The 16,355-nt window shown below is 73.7% G+C and carries 14 protein-coding genes; 8 read left to right on the plus strand and 6 right to left on the minus strand.

The annotated features are described in order from the left end of the window. The first annotated feature begins 20 nt into the window (after window positions 1-20). From ACIP8Z_RS30265 to ACIP8Z_RS30275, 3 genes are read left to right on the plus strand one after another with little or no spacing between them, the layout of a single operon-like run. A complete protein-coding gene (locus ACIP8Z_RS30265) occupies window positions 21-1,037 on the plus strand; it encodes a MoxR family ATPase (RefSeq protein ID WP_030314495.1) in 1,017 nt (338 codons plus the stop codon). After that, a complete protein-coding gene (locus tag ACIP8Z_RS30270) occupies window positions 1,037-2,389 on the plus strand; it encodes a DUF58 domain-containing protein (RefSeq protein WP_402089119.1) in 1,353 nt (450 codons plus the stop codon). Before ACIP8Z_RS30265 ends, ACIP8Z_RS30270 begins: the two co-directional genes overlap by 1 nt. Continuing rightward, window positions 2,386-4,809 (plus strand): DUF3488 and DUF4129 domain-containing transglutaminase family protein, encoded by a 2,424-nt coding sequence (locus ACIP8Z_RS30275; protein ID WP_402089122.1) that lies wholly within the window; start codon window positions 2,386-2,388, stop codon window positions 4,807-4,809. Before ACIP8Z_RS30270 ends, ACIP8Z_RS30275 begins: the two co-directional genes overlap by 4 nt. Window positions 4,810-5,183: 374 nt before the next feature. Here ACIP8Z_RS30275 and ACIP8Z_RS30280 read toward each other — a convergent pair whose 3' ends face one another. The 3 genes from ACIP8Z_RS30280 to ACIP8Z_RS30290 all read right to left on the minus strand — a co-directional run bounded on the left by ACIP8Z_RS30280 (window position 5,184) and on the right by ACIP8Z_RS30290 (window position 7,290). Beyond that, entirely contained in the window at window positions 5,184-5,594 is a 411-nt protein-coding gene (locus ACIP8Z_RS30280) for a DUF3040 domain-containing protein (protein ID WP_030314489.1), read from the minus strand. A gap of 272 nt (window positions 5,595-5,866) precedes the next feature. Further along, window positions 5,867-6,655 carry a class I SAM-dependent methyltransferase gene (locus ACIP8Z_RS30285; protein WP_402089125.1) on the minus strand — a complete coding sequence of 263 codons (789 nt, stop codon included), beginning with the start codon at window positions 6,653-6,655 and terminating at the stop codon, window positions 5,867-5,869. A gap of 119 nt (window positions 6,656-6,774) precedes the next feature. Beyond that, on the minus strand, window positions 6,775-7,290 hold the full coding sequence (locus ACIP8Z_RS30290; RefSeq protein WP_402089128.1) for an SAV_6107 family HEPN domain-containing protein: 516 nt from the start codon (window positions 7,288-7,290) through the stop codon (window positions 6,775-6,777). Between the two features lie 165 nt (window positions 7,291-7,455). Here ACIP8Z_RS30290 and ACIP8Z_RS30295 point away from each other — a divergent pair, with 165 nt between their 5' ends. The 5 genes from ACIP8Z_RS30295 (at window position 7,456) to ACIP8Z_RS30315 (ending at window position 13,689) form a co-directional block, all read left to right on the plus strand. After that, window positions 7,456-8,478 (plus strand): ATP-binding cassette domain-containing protein, encoded by a 1,023-nt coding sequence (locus ACIP8Z_RS30295; protein WP_402089131.1) that lies wholly within the window; start codon window positions 7,456-7,458, stop codon window positions 8,476-8,478. Then, the gene (locus tag ACIP8Z_RS30300) at window positions 8,450-10,546 is read left to right on the plus strand and encodes a YhgE/Pip family protein (RefSeq protein ID WP_402089134.1); all 2,097 of its coding nucleotides are present in this window, start codon (window positions 8,450-8,452) and stop codon (window positions 10,544-10,546) included. The genes ACIP8Z_RS30295 and ACIP8Z_RS30300 overlap by 29 nt, the downstream gene beginning before the upstream one ends. 43 nt (window positions 10,547-10,589) lie before the next feature. Beyond that, window positions 10,590-11,198 (plus strand): TetR/AcrR family transcriptional regulator, encoded by a 609-nt coding sequence (locus ACIP8Z_RS30305; RefSeq protein ID WP_402089137.1) that lies wholly within the window; start codon window positions 10,590-10,592, stop codon window positions 11,196-11,198. A gap of 358 nt (window positions 11,199-11,556) precedes the next feature. Next, window positions 11,557-12,204 (plus strand): DUF4126 domain-containing protein, encoded by a 648-nt coding sequence (locus tag ACIP8Z_RS30310; RefSeq protein ID WP_402089139.1) that lies wholly within the window; start codon window positions 11,557-11,559, stop codon window positions 12,202-12,204. Between the two features lie 42 nt (window positions 12,205-12,246). Further along, entirely contained in the window at window positions 12,247-13,689 is a 1,443-nt protein-coding gene (locus ACIP8Z_RS30315; protein ID WP_402089141.1) for a phytoene desaturase family protein, read from the plus strand. Window positions 13,690-13,747: 58 nt separating this feature from the next. Here ACIP8Z_RS30315 and ACIP8Z_RS30320 read toward each other — a convergent pair whose 3' ends face one another. From ACIP8Z_RS30320 to thiE, 3 genes are all read right to left on the minus strand, one after another. Beyond that, window positions 13,748-14,578 (minus strand): hypothetical protein, encoded by an 831-nt coding sequence (locus ACIP8Z_RS30320; protein ID WP_402089144.1) that lies wholly within the window; start codon window positions 14,576-14,578, stop codon window positions 13,748-13,750. A 54-nt stretch (window positions 14,579-14,632) separates the two neighbouring features. Further along, window positions 14,633-15,547, minus strand: a complete 915-nt coding sequence (gene metF, locus ACIP8Z_RS30325) for a methylenetetrahydrofolate reductase [NAD(P)H] (protein ID WP_402089145.1) — start codon at window positions 15,545-15,547, stop codon at window positions 14,633-14,635. Window positions 15,548-15,695: 148 nt separating this feature from the next. Beyond that, complete coding sequence (gene thiE, locus ACIP8Z_RS30330; RefSeq protein ID WP_402089148.1) at window positions 15,696-16,349, minus strand: thiamine phosphate synthase; 654 nt, start codon at window positions 16,347-16,349, stop codon at window positions 15,696-15,698. Window positions 16,350-16,355 lie beyond the last annotated feature (6 nt).

The raw sequence follows: 16,355 nt of genomic DNA on the forward strand, positions 1-16,355 counted from the left end.
GGAAGGCCGAGGAGGGCCGGGTGACGACCTATGACGATCGAGCGAGCCTCACTGATCTGACCACCACTGTGGAGCGGGTGCGCAGATCGGTGGAGAGTGTGATCGAGGGCAAGCCCGAGGTCGTACGGCTTTCGCTGACCGTGCTGCTCGCCGAGGGACACCTCCTCATCGAGGATGTCCCCGGCGTCGGCAAGACCATGCTGGCCAAGACCCTGGCGCGGTCCATCGACTGCTCGGTGCGCCGCATCCAGTTCACCCCCGACCTGCTGCCCTCGGACGTCACGGGCGTGTCGATCTTCGACCAGCAGCGCCGGGACTTCGAGTTCAAGCCGGGCGCGATCTTCGCGCAGATCGTGATCGGCGACGAGATCAACCGCGCCTCGCCGAAGACCCAGTCCGCGCTCCTGGAGTCCATGGAGGAGCGCCAGGTCACCGTCGACGGCCAGACCTACGAGCTGCCCAGCCCGTTCATGGTGGTCGCCACGCAGAACCCGGTCGAGATGGAGGGCACCTACCCGCTGCCCGAGGCCCAGCGCGACCGCTTCATGGCCCGGGTCTCCATCGGCTACCCGAGCGCCGAGGCCGAGCTCCAGATGCTCGACGTGCACGGCTCGGTCTCCCCGCTGGACGACCTCCAGCCGGTCGCCCACGCGCACGACATCCTCAAGCTGATCGAGGCGGTCCGCGCGGTCCACGTCGCCGACGCCGTACGCCGCTACGCGGTCGACATCGTCTCCGCCACCCGCACCCACACCGACCTGCGGCTCGGCGCCTCCCCGCGGGCCACCCTGCACCTGCTGCGGGCCGCCAAGGCCTCCGCCGCGCTCAGCGGCCGAGAGTACGTGCTGCCCGACGACCTCCAGGCACTCGCCGCGCCCGTCCTCGCCCACCGGCTGCTGCCGACGGCGCAGGCCCAGCTGAACCGCCGCACCGCCGAGCAGGTCGTCCAGGACATCCTGCAGCGCACCCCCGTCCCGGCCGCGGCCCCGCCCGCCGGACCGCTCTACGGCCAGCAGCCCGGCGCCCGGCGGCTGTGATGACCACCGCTGCCGTGCCGGACGGACAGCGGGGCGACGAGGACGACCGGGGCGGCCTGCGGGCCGCCCTCGGCGGTCTCACCACCCGCGGCCGTTCCTTCCTCGCCGCCGGGGTGGCCGCCGCCGCCTGCGCGTACGTCCTCGGCCAGGCCGATCTGCTGCGCGTCGGGCTGCTGCTCGCCACGCTGCCGCTGATCTGCGTCCTCGTGCTGCACCGCACCCGCTACCGGGTCGCGGCCTCCCGCCGGCTCACCCCGCAGCGGGTGGAGGCGGGCTCCGAGGCCCGGGTCCAGCTGCGGATGGAGAACGTCTCCAAGCTCCCCACCGGGCTGCTGATGCTCCAGGACCACGTGCCGTACATGCTGGGGCCCCGCCCCCGCTTCGTCCTCGACCGGGTCGAGGCGGGCGGCCGGCGCGAGGTGTCCTACCGGGTCCGCTCCGACCTGCGCGGCCGCTTCCCGCTGGGCCCGCTCCAGCTGCGGCTCAACGACCCCTTCGGGATGTGCGAGCTGACGCGCTCCTTCAGCGCGTACGACACCCTCACCGTCGTCCCGCGGACCGAGGCGCTGCCGCCGGTGAAGCTCTTCGGCGAGGCCTCCGGGTACGGCGACGGACAGCAGCGCTCGCTCGCCCTCGCCGGCGACGACGACATCATTCCGCGCGCCTACCGCCACGGCGACGACCTGCGCCGGGTGCACTGGCGCTCCACCGCCCGCTACGGCGAGCTGATGGTCCGCCGCGAGGAACAGCCGCAGCGGGCCCGCTGCACCGTCCTCCTCGACACCCGCCGGATCGCCTACCAGGGCTCCGGCCCCGACTCGGCGTTCGAGTGGGCGGTCTCCGGCGCCGCCTCCGCCCTGATCCACATGCTGGAGCGCGGCTACGCGGTCCGGCTCGTCACCGACACCGGCAGCTCGGTGCCCGGCGAGGGCACCGATGGCTTCGCCGGGCAGGCCCAGGACTCGGCCGAGTCGGCCGGTCTGATCATGGACACCCTCGCGGTCGTCGACCACTCCGAGGGCGGCGGGCTCTCCCGCGCCTCCGACGCGCTGCGCGGCGGCGACGAAGGACTGCTCGTCGCCTTCGTCGGCGATCTCGACGAGGAGCAGGCGGCCCTCACCGCCCGGATGCGGAACCGCACCGGCGCGGCCGTCGCGTTCGTCCTGGACTCCGGGACCTGGCTGACCGGCGGCGCGGTCGCCGGGGCCGTCGACGACCGGGTACGGCAGCTGCGCGAGGCGGGCTGGACGGCGCTGGCCGTACCGCCCGCGGCCAAGCTCGCCGACCTGTGGCAGCAGGCGGCCGGAGTCCGCGCGGAGTCCGCCGCCGACACCTACGGAGGATGGTCATGAGCGGGCGCGCACGGCTGACCCTGGCCGCCTGGGGCGCCACCCTGATGGCGTCCGGAGCACTGCTTCCGCTGGTGAAGCCGGCCACCTGGATCTTCACCGCCGCCTTCGTCCTCGCCCTGGTGAGCGGGGTGGGCACGCTGGCCCGGCGGGCACCGCTGGCCCGGCCGCTGACCCTGCTCGCCCAGCTCGCCGTCGCGCTCCTCGCGCTGACCGCGATCTTCGCCCGCGAGCAGGCGATCCTCTGGTTCCTGCCCGGCCCGCAGGTCTTCGCGCACGCCGCCGACCTGTTCGCGGCGGGTGCCGAGGACGTCGGCCGGTACGCGATCCCCGCGCCGGACACCGAAGGCATCCGGCTCATGCTGGTCGGCGGCGTGGTCACCATCGGACTCATGGTGGACACCCTCGCGGTCACCTTCCGCAAGGCGGCCCCGGCCGGTCTTCCGCTGCTCGCCCTGTACTCGGTGGCGGCCGGTCTCTCCGGCGGCGGCGCCGGCTGGCTCTGGTTCCTCCTCGCCGCCTCCGGCTATCTGCTGCTCCTCCTCGCCGAGGGCCGCGACCGGCTCTCGCAGTGGGGCCGGGTCTTCGGCGGCGCCCAGCGCTCCGCCCGGCCCGGCTCGTCCGTCGCGGGCGGCGGCGGCCCCACCTTCGCCCCGGCCCGCACCGGTCGCCGCATCGGTGCCGTGGCCATGGGCGTGGCCATGGTCGTCCCGTTCGCGCTGCCCGGCTTCACCGGCGGCCTCATCGGCAACGGCGACGGCGAGGGAACCGGCGGCGAGGGCCGTGGCGGCACGATCTCGGCCGTGAACCCGCTGGTCTCCCTCCAGGACAATCTCCGCCAGCCCGAGGACCGGGAGGTGCTGCGCTACCGGACCAACGCCCGCGACACCTCCGGCCTGTATCTGCGGCTGGTCGCGCTCGACCAGTTCGACGGCACCTCGTGGAAGTCCTCGGTCCGCCCGATCGAGGCGGTGCCCAAGCAGCTGCCCTGGCCGGACGGGCTCTCCCAGAGCGTCAAGATCACCGAGGTGACCAGCAACTTCGTCGCCTCCGAGGGGTACGAGCAGAAGTGGCTGCCGATGCCGTACCCGGCCGGCCGCGTCGACATCGACGGCCGCTGGCGGTACGAGCCGGCCGGCCGGATGCTCGTCGGCGACGACAAGCAGACCACCAAGGGCGCCCGCTTCACCGTCTCCAGCCTGGTCGTCCAGCCGACGTCCGAGCAGCTGGCGGCGGCCGGGGACGCCCCGGAGAAGCTCCGCCACGAGTACACCAAGGTCCCGGCCTCGCTGCCGGCCGATGTGAGGGCGACCGCGCTCCAGGTCACCAAGGGTGCGCGCAACGACTACGAGCAGGCGGTGAAGCTCCAGGACTGGTTCGCCCGGGACGGCGGCTTCCGCTACGACGTGGACGTCGAGTCCGGCACCGGTGTGCAGGCGATCTCCCGCTTCCTGAAGGACAAGGAGGGCTTCTGCGTCCACTTCTCCTTCTCGATGGCCGCGATGGCCCGCTCCCTGGGCATCCCGGCCCGCGTGGCCGTGGGCTTCACGCCGGGCACGACGCAGACCGACGGCTCGGTCTCGGTCGGCATCCGGGACGCGCACGCGTGGCCCGAGCTGTACTTCGAGGGTGTGGGCTGGACGCGGTTCGAGCCGACCCCCTCGCGGGGCTCCACCCCCTCGTACACCCAGGACAACACGCCCTCGGGTGCGGCCACCGGTCCCGCCCGGCCGGAGCAGAGCGCCTCGGCGCAGCCGTCCGCCGCGCCCAGCGCCTCGGAGAGCTGCACGCCGCAGGAGCGCCAGCTCGGCGACTGCGGCCCGGAGGAGGCGGTGGCCGGAGCGGACACGTCCGGCGGGGGCCCGGACCCCCTGACGGTGGTCCTGATCGTCGTGGGGGCCCTGGCGGTCCTCACCGTCCCCCTCCTCCCCCTCCTGTGGCGTACCCGGGTACGGGCACGCCGGCTGGGCGCGACCGGGGCGTCCGGGGCACGCGGCCCGGAGGAGACGGCGTCGCGGACGCTCGCGGTCTGGCAGGAGATCATCGACACGGCCTGGGACTACGGGGTCGAACCGGACGAGTCGCAGACCCCGAGGCGTACGGCCGCCCGCATCGTCCGCCTGGGTGAACTGAGCGGCGAGGCGGCGGACGCGGTGCACCGGGTGGCCCGGGCGGTGGAGGAGGCGCTGTACGCGCCGAACCCGCGCCCGGCCTCGGGTCTGACGGAGGAGGCGGCCCGGATCCGTGCGGGCTTCCACACGGCGGCGGACCGCCGTACGCGCCTCCGCGCGCTCCTGGTCCCACGCTCGGCGGCGCGCCTCCGCTGGTCGACGGCGACGCGCTGGTCGGAGACGACGACGAGGTGGTCGATCCGCCGAAACGCCCTCCTGACCCGCGCAATCCCCCGCCTCCACCGCAACTGACCCGAGGAGGTCCGCCCCGGACCTCGCCGGAGGCCCGGGGGCCGACCTCCACCCACCCCCGTGCGGGCGGGCCGGCCCCCTCGGCGACACCTCTCCCACCCATCACCCTCGCCCCCGCCCGTGCGGGCCGCGCCCGCCGCCCCCGCCCACCGCCGTGCGGGCCGCGGGTGGGCGCCGGTACAGCGGTGCGGGGGGCCACGACGAGGGGGCCGGTGGGCACCGGCCCGGCGGAGCCGAGGGCCGTGACGACGTGGGCGAGGGGGCGTCGCGGGGGTGGCGCCTCCGGGTACGACGAAGCCCCGTGGTCGCCGTAGGTGCGCCGGCGTCACAGGGCTCGGTCGGATCGTTTCGCGGGGCCTCCGCTCAGGGGGCCGTCAGTGGCCGCCACCCTGCTGCTCGTCGCGGCGGCGCTGCCACCGCTCTTCCATCCGGTTCATCATGGAGCGTCGCTGCCGGGTCTGACGGCCACCGGCCGTCGTCCCACCCCTGGTGGCCTGCTGCTGCTCACCCGGCTTCGGCGCCTTGCGCCATCCGGTGACCGCCAGGACCGCGCAGCCCAGCATGACGAGGAATCCCACCACGCTGATCCAGATCTGCTGTGCGACCATTCCGGCCATGAGGAGCGCGATACCCACCAGGAAGCCGGCGACTGCCTGGTAGACCCGTCGCCGGGTGTACGTACGCAGTCCGCTTCCCTCGAGCGCTGTCGCGAACTTGGGATCTTCGGCGTACAGCGCTCGCTCCATCTGCTCGAGCATTCGCTGCTCGTGCTCCGAGAGCGGCACGGAGTCCTCCTAGTCGTCGGTCGCGGGGGCGACCGGTTTGCGGCCCTTTCAGGATAGGCAGGGAATCGCCCCCGTGAAACCCGCCCTCAATGCCGAATAGCCAATCCGGGCCGCCATGCGGATCGGTTGCTGAGGCGTTGATTCCCCAGGCCCTCCTCCGTCATGCCGGATGCTGTCCCCCGATCATACGGGGCAGAGCCCGTTATCGGGCGGGCTGTGGCGTACTCCATGGAGTGCCGCGGCCCGCACCGCCGGACGGGTGGCCGTCCGGCTCAGCCCCGCTTCTCGCCCAGTACGTGCAGCTGGGTGGCGATGGCGTGGAAGGACGGCAGCTCGGCGGCGGCCGCCTCCAGCTTGAGCAGGGCCTCGGCCGCGCCGGGTTCGGTGTCCACGAGGACGCCGGGGACGAGGTCGGCGAAGACCCGGACACCGTGTACCGCGCCGACGTCCAGACCGGCCCCGTCGGCGAGTTCGGTGAGCTGCTCGGCGGTGAAGCGGCGGGGCACGGGGTCACCCGTGCCCCAGCGGCCCGCCGGGTCGGAGAGCGCGTGCCGGGCCTCGGTGAAGTGTCCGGCGAGGGCGCGGGCCAGGACCGCGCCGCCGAGTCCGGCCGCGAGCAGGCTGAGGCTGCCGGCGGGCCGGAGCGCGGCGACCGCGTTCCGTACGCCTTCGGCGGGGTCGTCGACGTACTCCAGGACCCCGTGGCAGAGCACCACGTCGTAGCCCTCGCGCCCGACGACGTCGAAGAGGCCGCTGATGTCGCCCTGGACGCCGGTGACGAGGTCGGCGACCCCGGCCTCGGCGGCCCGGCGCTCCAGCGCGAAGAGCGCGTCGGGGCTGGGGTCGACGACGGTGACCCGGTGGCCGAGGCGGGCGACCGGCACCGCGAAGTTCCCGGAGCCGCCGCCGGTGTCGAGGACGTCGAGGCTGTCCTTCCCGGTGGCCTCGACCCGGCGGTCGAGGGCGTCCTTGAGGACGTCCCAGACGACGGCGGTACGCAGGGAGGCGCGCGACGGGCGCGAGGTCGCCTCTCGACCGAAGACAGGGGAAGGGTCCGGCACGGCTGTTGACTCCTCGGTGACGGGTACGGACGCCCCCACCCTATGGCCTGGGGGGTGCCTTGCCGATCACGCCGCGAGCCCGGCCCGATCGGCGACGCGCCCCCGGGCCCGCGCCGCGGTCAGCCGCCCGTCTCCTCCGCGCCCGGCTGCCGGGGCAGCACCGGCTGGAGGACGAGCAGCCGCTCGACCAGGCGCAGGAAGTACGCGGCGTCCCTGAGCAGGTCGTCCGCCTCGCGCCGGGTCGCCGCGCCGGCGATCCCGGCCTCGGCGCGCGCCCTGCGCTCGGCGCCGGAGGCGAAGAGGGCGCACCACTCCGTCAGCTCGGGCGCCAGCTCGGCCAGGAGTTCCCAGGCGCTCCGTATCCGCTGTCTGCGGCGGGGCCCGGTCTCGGGCCTGGCCCGGGCGGCCAGCACGGCGGCGGCGGCCCGCAGGGCGGCGAGGTGGGCCGCGGCGTACCGCTCGTGGGGGCGGTCGAGCGCGGCGGCCTCGGCGAGTCCGGCACGCGCCTTGGCGAGGAGGTCGAGGGCGGCCGGCGGGGCGGCGGCGCGCGGGACGGGGTGGATGTCGGAGGCGGGTCCCGCCTGCGCGGGGGTGGGGCGTCGGCGGGGCGCGGCTGCTGCGGAAGGGCTTGCCATGACGAGTCCTCCTGTCGTCGCGTGACGGCTTCGTGGCCGTATGTGTCCATCGTGCCCGCCCCCACTGACAATCACGCTGACCTGGTGTTTTGCCTGAGAACCCGACTCGGGGGTAACTTTTGCACTGACCAGTCAGTTCAAAAAGGGGAATCGGGGGGTGGACCCGTGGGAGCGGAAGCCGAGGAGCGGCCGCACGGCGCCGCCGTCGTCGCGGACGGATTCGGGCTGAAGGGGCCGCGCGGCTGGGCCTTCCGGGAGGTCTCGTTCCGGGCCGGGCCGGGCGCGCTGGTGGCGATCGAGGGGCCCTCGGGCTCGGGCCGCACCTGTCTGCTGCTCGCGCTCACCGGCCGGATGAAGGCCAAGGAGGGCACCGCCGAGATCGGCGGCCTGCGGCTGCCCAAGAAGATGGCCGCGGTGCGCCGGATCAGCGCCCTCGGCCACGTCCCCGGCGTCAGCGAGCTCGACCCCGCCTTCACGGTGGCCGAGCACCTGGGCGAGCGGGCCCTGCTCCAGCGCCGTTTCGACGGCTCCGTCCGGACGTTCCTGCGCCGCCCGTCCGAGCGGCGCGCGTCGGCCCGTGCCCGGATCGACGAGGCCGTGGCGGCCGCGGGGCTCGACCTGGCCGCCCTGCCGAAGGGCGAGCGGACCTCCGTACGGGATCTGGAGCGGCTCGAGGCGCTGCGGCTCTCGATCGCCCTGGCCCTGATCGGCAGGCCCCGGCTGCTCGCCGTGGACGACACGGACCTGAAGCTCTCGGACGCCGACCGCGCCGAGGCCTGGGCGCTGCTGCGCTCGGTGGCCGACTCGGGGACCACCGTCCTCGCGGTCTGCAGCGAGGCCCCCGAGGGCGCCCTGCGGATCACCACGCTCGACGCCACCACGGCCGCCGCCCCCGACACCGACACCGACACCGACAAGGCGCCGGACACCGCGCCCGGCACCGAGGCCCGCACCGACGGCGAGGCCGAGGCCGACACGGAGGCCCGTACCGAGGCCGACACGGCCACCGCCGACGACACCGCCGACGCCGACACGAACAAGGCGAGCAAGGCCGACAAGGCCCAGGTGCCCGCCAAGGCCGACAAGGCCGAGGTGCCTGCCAAGGCCGACAAGGCCGACAGCGATCTCACCGAAGACACGACCGAGGAGGGGGCGGCCGATGCGCTCGCCGAAACTGGCCGCGCTTGAGCTGAAGCGCTTCGGCAGGGGAAAGCTGCCGCGCGCCGCGCTCGTCGCGATCCTGCTGCTGCCCCTGCTGTACGGCGCCCTGTACCTGTACTCGTTCTGGGATCCGTACAGCAGGCTCGACAAGATCCCCGTCGCCCTCGTCAACGAGGACCGGGGCGCCACCACCGACGGCAAGAAGATCAACGCCGGTGACGACATCACCAAGGGACTGCTGGACAGCAAGACCTTCGCCTGGCACCAGGTCAGCGACGCCGAGGCGCGCAAGGGCGTCGAGGACGGCACGTACTACCTGTCCCTGACCATGCCCGGCGACTTCAGCTCGCGCATCGCCTCCAGCTCGGGCGACTCCCCCGAGACCGGCGCCCTGCGGGTGCGGACGAACGACGCCAACAACTACATCGTCGGCCAGATCTCCCGGACGGTGTTCTCCGAGGTCCGCACGGCGGCCTCCACCAAGTCCTCCCGCACCTTCCTCGACAAGATCTTCATCTCCTTCTCCGACATCCACGACGCCACCGCGAAGGCCGCCAAGGGCGCGGGCGACCTCAAGCAGGGCGTGGACAAGGCGAAGAAGGGCTCGAAGGACCTGGCGAACGGCCTCAAGGACGCCAAGACCGGCAGTGGCGACCTGGCCGCCGGCCTGAAGAAGCTCGACAAGGGCGCCAAGGACCTGCAGAGCGGCTCCCGCAAGGTCGCGAACGGGACGCAGTCGCTCGCCGACAAGGTGAACGGCAACGCCGACAAGGTCCGCCCCTATCTGGCGAACAACGGCAGGTCGATCCGCGACACCGCCCGGCTCGTCTCGGACTCCGCGACCGCCGCCCGCCACAACCTCGACGACCTGGTGAAGCGCGCCCCCGTGGTCCGCAGCGCGGCACACGTGGCCGACGACGGGCTGGCCAAGGCCCACCAGGAGGAGTGCGTCGCGAAGCCCGAGGCCGCCGCCGCGTTCCCCACCGTCTGCGCCAAGCTCAAGGAGGCCTCGGTCACGGCCGGCGACGTCGCCACCATCGCGGACGACGTGCACGAACTGACCAAGAACAGCACGACCGACCTCAAGACACTCGACGCCCGGCTCGCGAAGCTCACGAAGCAGGCCGACGAGCTGGCCCGCCGCGCCCCGCACCTCGACGAGGACGTCGAGGACGCCATCCGGAAGATCAACGAGCTCAACGCGGGCGCGAAGAAGGTCGCCGCCGGCGCGGAGAAGCTGCACACCGGCATCTCCGGCGCCAAGACCGGCTCCGTGAACCTCGACACCGGCGTCGGCAAGCTCAAGAAGGGCGCGGGCGACCTCGACGGCGGTCTGTTCAAGCTGGCCGACGGCTCGGGCACCCTCGCCTCCGGTCTGAAGGACGGGGTCGACCGGATCCCCGACTACGACGCGCAGGACCGCGACCGGCGTACGGAGGTCATGGCCGATCCCGTGCGGCTGGCCTCCCAGTCGCTGCACAAGGCGCCGAACTACGGCACCGGTTTCGCCCCGTACTTCATCCCGCTCTCCCTCTGGGTCGGCGCGATGGTCGCGTACATGATCATCCAGCCGCTGAACCGGCGCGCGCTGGCCGCCGGCGGCTCCGCCTGGCGGATCGCCCTCGCGGGCTGGCTCCCGGTGGCGGCGATCGGCGTCCTCCAGGTCGCGGCCCTCATGTCGGTCCTGCACTGGGGCATCGGCCTCCAGATGGACCGCGCCGCCGGCACCGTCGGCTTCCTCGCCCTGGTCACCTGCTGCTTCTCCGCGATCATCCAGTGGCTCAACGCCCGCTTCGGCGCGGCCGGCCGGATCCTGGTCCTCGCGGTGCTGATGCTCCAGCTGACCTCGGCGGGCGGCACGTACCCCGTCCAGACCAGTCCGGGCTTCTTCAACGCCGTCCACCCCTTCCTGCCGATGAGCTACGTGGTCGAGGCGCTGCGCCGGCTGATCTCGGGCGGCGGGCTCGGGCCCGTCTGGCAGGCCTGCGCGGTGCTCGCCGCGTTCACCCTGGGCGCCCTGGCGCTGACCGCCGTGTCCGCCCGCAGGAAGCAGGTCTGGACGCTCGACCGGCTCCACCCCGAACTGACCCTGTGAGACGGGGCCGGTGACACCCGCGACACCTGTGAGAATCGACCCCATGGACAGCAGCAGCACCCGACGCCAGGCCACGCGCGCGAAGCTCTACGAGGCGGCCGTCACCCTCATCGCGGAGCAGGGTTTCTCCGCGACGACGGTGGACGAGATCGCCGAGCGGGCCGGCGTGGCCAAGGGCACGGTCTACTACAACTTCAAGAGCAAGACCGAGCTCTTCGAGGAGCTGCTGCGCCACGGGGTGTCGCTGCTCACGGCCTCGCTGCGGACGGCGGCCGAGGAGACCGCCGGGCACGGCGGGAGCAGGGTCGACGCGCTGGACGCGATGATCCGGGCGGGTCTCGTCTTCATCGACCGCTACCCGGCCTTCACCCAGCTGTACGTGGCCGAGCTGTGGCGCACCAACCGGGCCTGGAACTCCACGCTCCTGGTGGTCCGCCAGGAGGCGGTCGCGGTGGTCGAGGGGGTGCTGCGGGAGGCGGTCGCGGCCGGTGAGCTGAGCGACGAGATCGACGTCCAGCTGACGGCGGCGGCGCTGGTCGGGATGGTGCTCGTGGCGGCGCTCGACTGGCAGGCGTTCCAGAGCGAGCGTTCGCTCGACGACGTGCACGCGGCGCTCTCGCGGCTGCTGCACGGCCGGGTGGGCGGCCGCTAGGCCCTGCCAGGCGTCGCGGCCCCGGCCATGATCCGCCGGACAAGCCCCAGGCCCGGTCCGACTCTGATCCGCAGGACAGGCCCTGGGCCCTGTCCTGCGCTACGGCGAAGGCCGGTCCGTCGAGGCTCGATCCCCCCGAGCCTCGCCGGACCGGCCTTCGCCGTACGTCCCCCGTGACACCCCCGTGCCCCGTTGCGGCAGGCACGCGGCCCCGGTTCCGCCGCCCCGTGCCGGCGGTTCCCGGGGCCGCGCCCCTTCCGTGGACTCCACTCTTCCGTCTCCGCGTCCGGGACTCATCCGCGTACCTACTCATCTCGCCCCCTAGGTACGGATACTCAGACTGGTTACGATCGCGGGCGTGTCCGTACTCCCCCTGGTGTTCACCAGCGGCTGGGCGAGCGGGATCAACGCTTACGCGGTGGTCCTGCTGTTCGGCGTATTCGGCGCGACCGGGCTCACCGACGAGGTGCCCGAGTCCCTGCAGCGCACCGATGTCCTCGTCGCGGCCGGCGTGCTCTTCCTGTGCGAGGCGGTGGCGGACAAGATCCCGTACGTCGACTCGATATGGGATTCCGTGCACACGGTGATCCGGCCGATCGCGGGAGCCGTGGTGGGCGCGCTGCTCGCCGGGCAGAACGGTTCGCTGCCGGAGCTGGCGGCCGGCGCGGTCGGCGGTACGGCGGCCCTGCTGAGCCACTTCGTCAAGGCCGGGACGAGGATGGCGGTCAACACCACGCCCGAGCCGTTCTCCAACGTCGCGCTGAGCCTGGCGGAGGACCTCGGGGTGGCGGCCATCGTCACCTTCGCGCTCTTCCACCCGGTGGCGGCGGCGAGCATCGCGGGCGTGCTGCTCATCGGCGGCCTGGTGATACTGATCTTCCTCGCCCGGCGGATCCGCCGCTTCCTGCGCCGCAGGTCGCAGCGGCGCGAGGAGAGGCGGCTCGCCGACGCGGAGGCCCGCGCCCGCGCCCGGCCGCCGTCCGGCGACGGTTCGGAACACTTCTGAGCCCGTTCGGGACCGTCCGGGGCGCCGGATAGGGTCGCTGACATGGCACGGATTGTGGTGATCGGCGCGGGACTCGGCGCCATGGCGGCGGCGGCCCGGCTGGCCGTGGCGGGCCACCGGGTGACGGTGTACGAGCGGGGGACGACGTACGGCGGGGCGGTCGGCCGCTTCGCGCGCGACGGGTTCGCGTTCGACACGGGCCCGGGGCTGTTGCATCTGCCCGCCGTGTACCGGGACCTGTTCGTGAAGACCGGCAAGGAACCGCTGGAGGAGTGCGTCACGCTGACGCAGGTCGACCCGGCGAGCCGTCATGTCTTCGCCGACGGCACCCTCGTGGACCTGCCGAACGCCTCCCGGGCCGGCACGGTCGCCGCCCTGGACACCGCGCTCGGCACCGGCGCGGGCGAGCGCTGGGGCGACTTCCTGGTCCGGGCCCGCGAGGCCTGGGACCGCACCCGCCGCCCGCTCCTGGAGGAGCCGCAGCCCGCCGACCCGGCGCCGCTGGCCCGCGAGCCGTACCCGGCCCTGAAGGCGGGCCTGTTGCGCCGCCCGACGACGACCCTCGCGCAGGTCGGGGCGCGGGAGCTGCGCGACCCCCGGCTGGCAGCCCTCCTCGACGCGTACGCGTGGTCGTACGGCTTCGACCCGGCGACGGCCCCGGCCTCGGCCGCCGTCCTGCCGTACATGGAGCAGACCTTCGGCAGCTGGTACGTGGGCGGGGGCCTGCGGGCGCTCGCCGACGCGGTGTACGAGCGCTGCCGGAAGCGGCGGGTGGAGTTCGTCTTCGACACGCCCGTGGAGGACGTCCTGGAGAAGGACGGCCGGGCGGTCGGTGTGCGCCTGGCCGATGGCGGGACCGTCGAGGCCGACCATGTCGTCTCGGGTGCCCCGGTGCCCGCGCTCTACCGCGATCACGTCGTCGAGTGGGGCCACGGCGACGACCGGCCGCACCACCAGGTCACCGGGACGGGCCGGGTGACGGTCTGTCTGGCTCTGCGGGGCCCCCGGGAGGCGGAGGCGGTCCACCGCACCGTCGTCCACGCGGCGGGCGAGCGGCCGACGGTGACGGTGCTGCGCCCGGACGACCCGGCGCTGCGCCCGGACGCGGACCACGAGGCGGTGACGGTCACGGCGACCGTCCGTACGGCTCCGGAGCGGGACGCGGACGCGTGGGAGGCCTTCGCCGACCGGATGGTCGAGGCGGCCGGGCACGCGGTCCCGGGGCTGCGGGAGCGGCTGTCGTGGCGGCACGTCCGCACCCCGGAGGACGTACGGCGGGACACGGGCGTCGCCGAGGTGCCGGGGCCCGCGCTCGCGGGGGCCGGTGGGCGGCTGCTCCCGGCCGGCAACCGCTCGCCGCTGCCGGGCCTGTGGTTCGCGGGCGGCTGGTCCCATCCGGGCGGCGGGCTCGCCCACGCGGGCATGTCGGGCGCGCTGGTGGCGGGATTCATCGTGGAGGGCGCGGACTTCCGCGGCTCCCAGTAGACGGACGTGGGGCCGGACGGACGTGGGGCCCGGCGGAATCGCCGGGCCCCACGGTCGGTCAGTACCGGTACTGCTGCTGGTCGTCCGGGTGCGGCTCGTAGCCGTACGGGCCCGGTCCCTGCGGCTGCTGCGCCTGGGGCGGCTGATCGGTGTCGCGCTGCTGCGGGACCCAGACCCCGCCGGGCGGGGTGTCGTAGCTGTACGAGGGGGCGTACGGGTCGCCGTAGTACGAGCCGTACTGCTGGCCGTCCGTACCGGGGCCGATGTACGGGTCGGAGTAGGCGGCGTACTGCTGCTGGCCGGCGGCCTGGCCGTAGTCGTAGGCGGGCTGCTGCTCGTACGCGGGCGCGTAGGGGTCGTACCCGGTCTGGTAGCCCGTCTCGTAGCCGGTGCCGGGGTTCTGGGAGGCACCGTGGGCCGGGTCCTGGCCCATGTTGTAGACGCCGTACTGGCCGGTGTCCTCGGGCAGCGGCAGCGGCTCGTAGACCGCGGTGGTCTCGGCGGCGGACGGAGCCTCGGCCCCCTCCGGTCCGGCGTACGGGGTGTCCTCGGCCTCGTAGGAGAGCTCGGTGACCTCAAGGGTGGGTCCGGCCTGCGGAGGGGCGCCGGACCTGCGGCGGCGGCTCGCGCCCGGGTTGCCGCCGAGCGCCCAGCCGGTGGAGAAGCCGCGGCGGAAGGAGAGCGTCACATAGGTCTGGCCGACGGCGAAGGCGACCGCCCCGGCGATGATGACGGCCACCAGGGACGTCAGGACGCCGAGGACCACGCCGAGGAAGCCGCAGAAGGCGAGCACCCGCCAGCGCAGTCGCGCCTTGTACTGGAGGAGCACCTCCCCCAGCAGCCACAGCGCGACCACGCCGAATGCGATGTAGAGGACCGTCCACCCCATGCCCCGCCGCCCCTCTCCACGGTCACCGCCGCGGGTCGGGGCGGGTACGACCGGTCACGACTGCTGGTGCAGTCCGAGATTCTCGTAGATCTCGATCGCGGTGGAGCTGTTCAGCGTGATGAAGTGCAGTCCGGGGACACCCTCGGAGAGCAGCCGCGCGCAGAACTCCGTCGCGAACTCGATACCGATGGAGCGTACAGCGGCGGGATCGTCCTTGACGGCGAGGATGCGCTCTTTCACATCCGCGGGGAAGTGGGCGTTGCTCAGCTGGGGCAGTCGGCCGAGGGTCTTCACGTTCACAACGGGCATGACTTCGGGGATGATCGGGGTCTCGCAGCCCGCCTTGGCGACGCTGTCCCGCAGCCGCAGATAGTTCTCGGGGTCGAAGAACATCTGGGTGATCGCGTAGTCGGCGCCGGCACGGCACTTGTCCACGAAGTGCCGGATGTCCGTGTCCCAGTCGACCGAGCGGGGATGCATCTCCGGGAAGGCGGCGACGCCGACGCAGAAGTCGCCCGACTCCTTGATCAGCCGGACGAGGTCGGCGGCGTACCTGACGCCCTCGGGGTGCTCGACCCACTCCCCCAGCGGGTCGCCCGGCGGGTCGCCGCGGACGGCGAGCATGTTGCGGATGCCGGCGTCGGCGTACTGGCCGAGGACGTTGCGCAGCTCGGCGACCGAGTGGTCGACGGCCGTGAGGTGGGCGACCGGGGTGAGCGTGGTGTCGGAGGCGATCTTCTGGGTGGCCTTGACGGTGCCGCCGCGGGTGGAGCCGCCGGCGCCGTAGGTCACGGAGACGAAGCTGGGGCCGACCGCCTCGACGCGGCGCATCGCGTTCCAGAGGACCTGCTCGCCCTTCTCGGTCCGGGGCGCGAAGAACTCGAAGGAGTACGACGTGCCGCCGGAGGCGAGGATCTCGCGGACCGTGCGGGCGCGGTCCGAACGGACGGAAGCGGTACCAAGGGCCATACGGGCAGGTTAGACGGGCTGCGCGGAGGTGCGTGAACGCCGTCCGAGTGGTGGACACAGTTTTGGACAGCCGGCGGGCCGGATCGCTGGACGAACCTCCGACGGATCCCGGGCCGCCCGACGAGCCCCGAGCCGCCGGGCGGAGGCCCTACCGCCCCGCGCGCTCCCGGACCCGCTTGGCGAGGGCGGCCGTCGCGGCGGCCGGGTCGTCGGCCTCGGTGATCGCCCGGACGACGACGATCCGGCGCGCACCCGCGTCCAGGACTTCGTCCAGATTCGTCTCGTCGATGCCGCCGATGGCGAACCAGGGGCGGTCCTGGGCGAGGCCCGCCGCGTACCGCACGAGGCCGAGGCCCGGGGCGTACCGGCCGGGCTTGGTGGGGGTGGGCCAGCAGGGTCCGGTGCAGAAGTAGTCGACGCCGGGCTCGACGGCGGCGGCGGCCGCCTCGGTCTCTGCGTGGCAGGACCGGCCGATCAGGACGTCTTCGCCGAGGATCGCCCGGGCGGCGGGCACGGGCAGGTCGCCCTGGCCCAGGTGCAGCACGTCGGAGCCGATGGCGTGGGCGACGTCGGCCCGGTCGTTCACGGCGAGGAGCTTGCCGTGCCGGCGGGCGGCGTCCGCGAAGACGGCGAGGTGCTCCAGCTCCTCGCCCGCCTCCATGCCCTTGTCGCGGAGCTGCACGATGTCCACGCCGGAGGAGAGCACGGCTTCGAGGAAGGCGGGCAGGTCGCCCTGGCGCTTCCGGGCGTCGGTGCACAGGTAGAGCCGGGCGTCGGCGAGCTGCTCACGAGGCGTGGGCATGGATGG

The sequence above is a fragment of the Streptomyces sp. NPDC088553 genome (assembly GCF_044752965.1).
Classification (GTDB): domain Bacteria; phylum Actinomycetota; class Actinomycetes; order Streptomycetales; family Streptomycetaceae; genus Streptomyces.

What these genes read in the sequence shown, in the direction of transcription:
- ACIP8Z_RS30270 (WP_402089119.1), top strand. Translation starts at nt 1,037, where the DNA reads ATGACCACCGCTGCCGTGCCGGACGGACAGCGGGGCGACGAGGACGAC.
- ACIP8Z_RS30300 (WP_402089134.1), top strand. Translation starts at nt 8,450, where the DNA reads ATGCGCTCGCCGAAACTGGCCGCGCTTGAGCTGAAGCGCTTCGGCAGG.
- ACIP8Z_RS30290 (WP_402089128.1), bottom strand. Translation starts at nt 7,290, where the DNA reads ATGGCAAGCCCTTCCGCAGCAGCCGCGCCCCGCCGACGCCCCACCCCC.
- ACIP8Z_RS30320 (WP_402089144.1), bottom strand. Translation starts at nt 14,578, where the DNA reads ATGGGGTGGACGGTCCTCTACATCGCATTCGGCGTGGTCGCGCTGTGG.
- metF (WP_402089145.1), bottom strand. Translation starts at nt 15,547, where the DNA reads ATGGCCCTTGGTACCGCTTCCGTCCGTTCGGACCGCGCCCGCACGGTC.
- thiE (WP_402089148.1), bottom strand. Translation starts at nt 16,349, where the DNA reads ATGCCCACGCCTCGTGAGCAGCTCGCCGACGCCCGGCTCTACCTGTGC.
- ACIP8Z_RS30275 (WP_402089122.1), top strand. Translation starts at nt 2,386, where the DNA reads ATGAGCGGGCGCGCACGGCTGACCCTGGCCGCCTGGGGCGCCACCCTG.
- ACIP8Z_RS30305 (WP_402089137.1), top strand. Translation starts at nt 10,590, where the DNA reads ATGGACAGCAGCAGCACCCGACGCCAGGCCACGCGCGCGAAGCTCTAC.
- ACIP8Z_RS30315 (WP_402089141.1), top strand. Translation starts at nt 12,247, where the DNA reads ATGGCACGGATTGTGGTGATCGGCGCGGGACTCGGCGCCATGGCGGCG.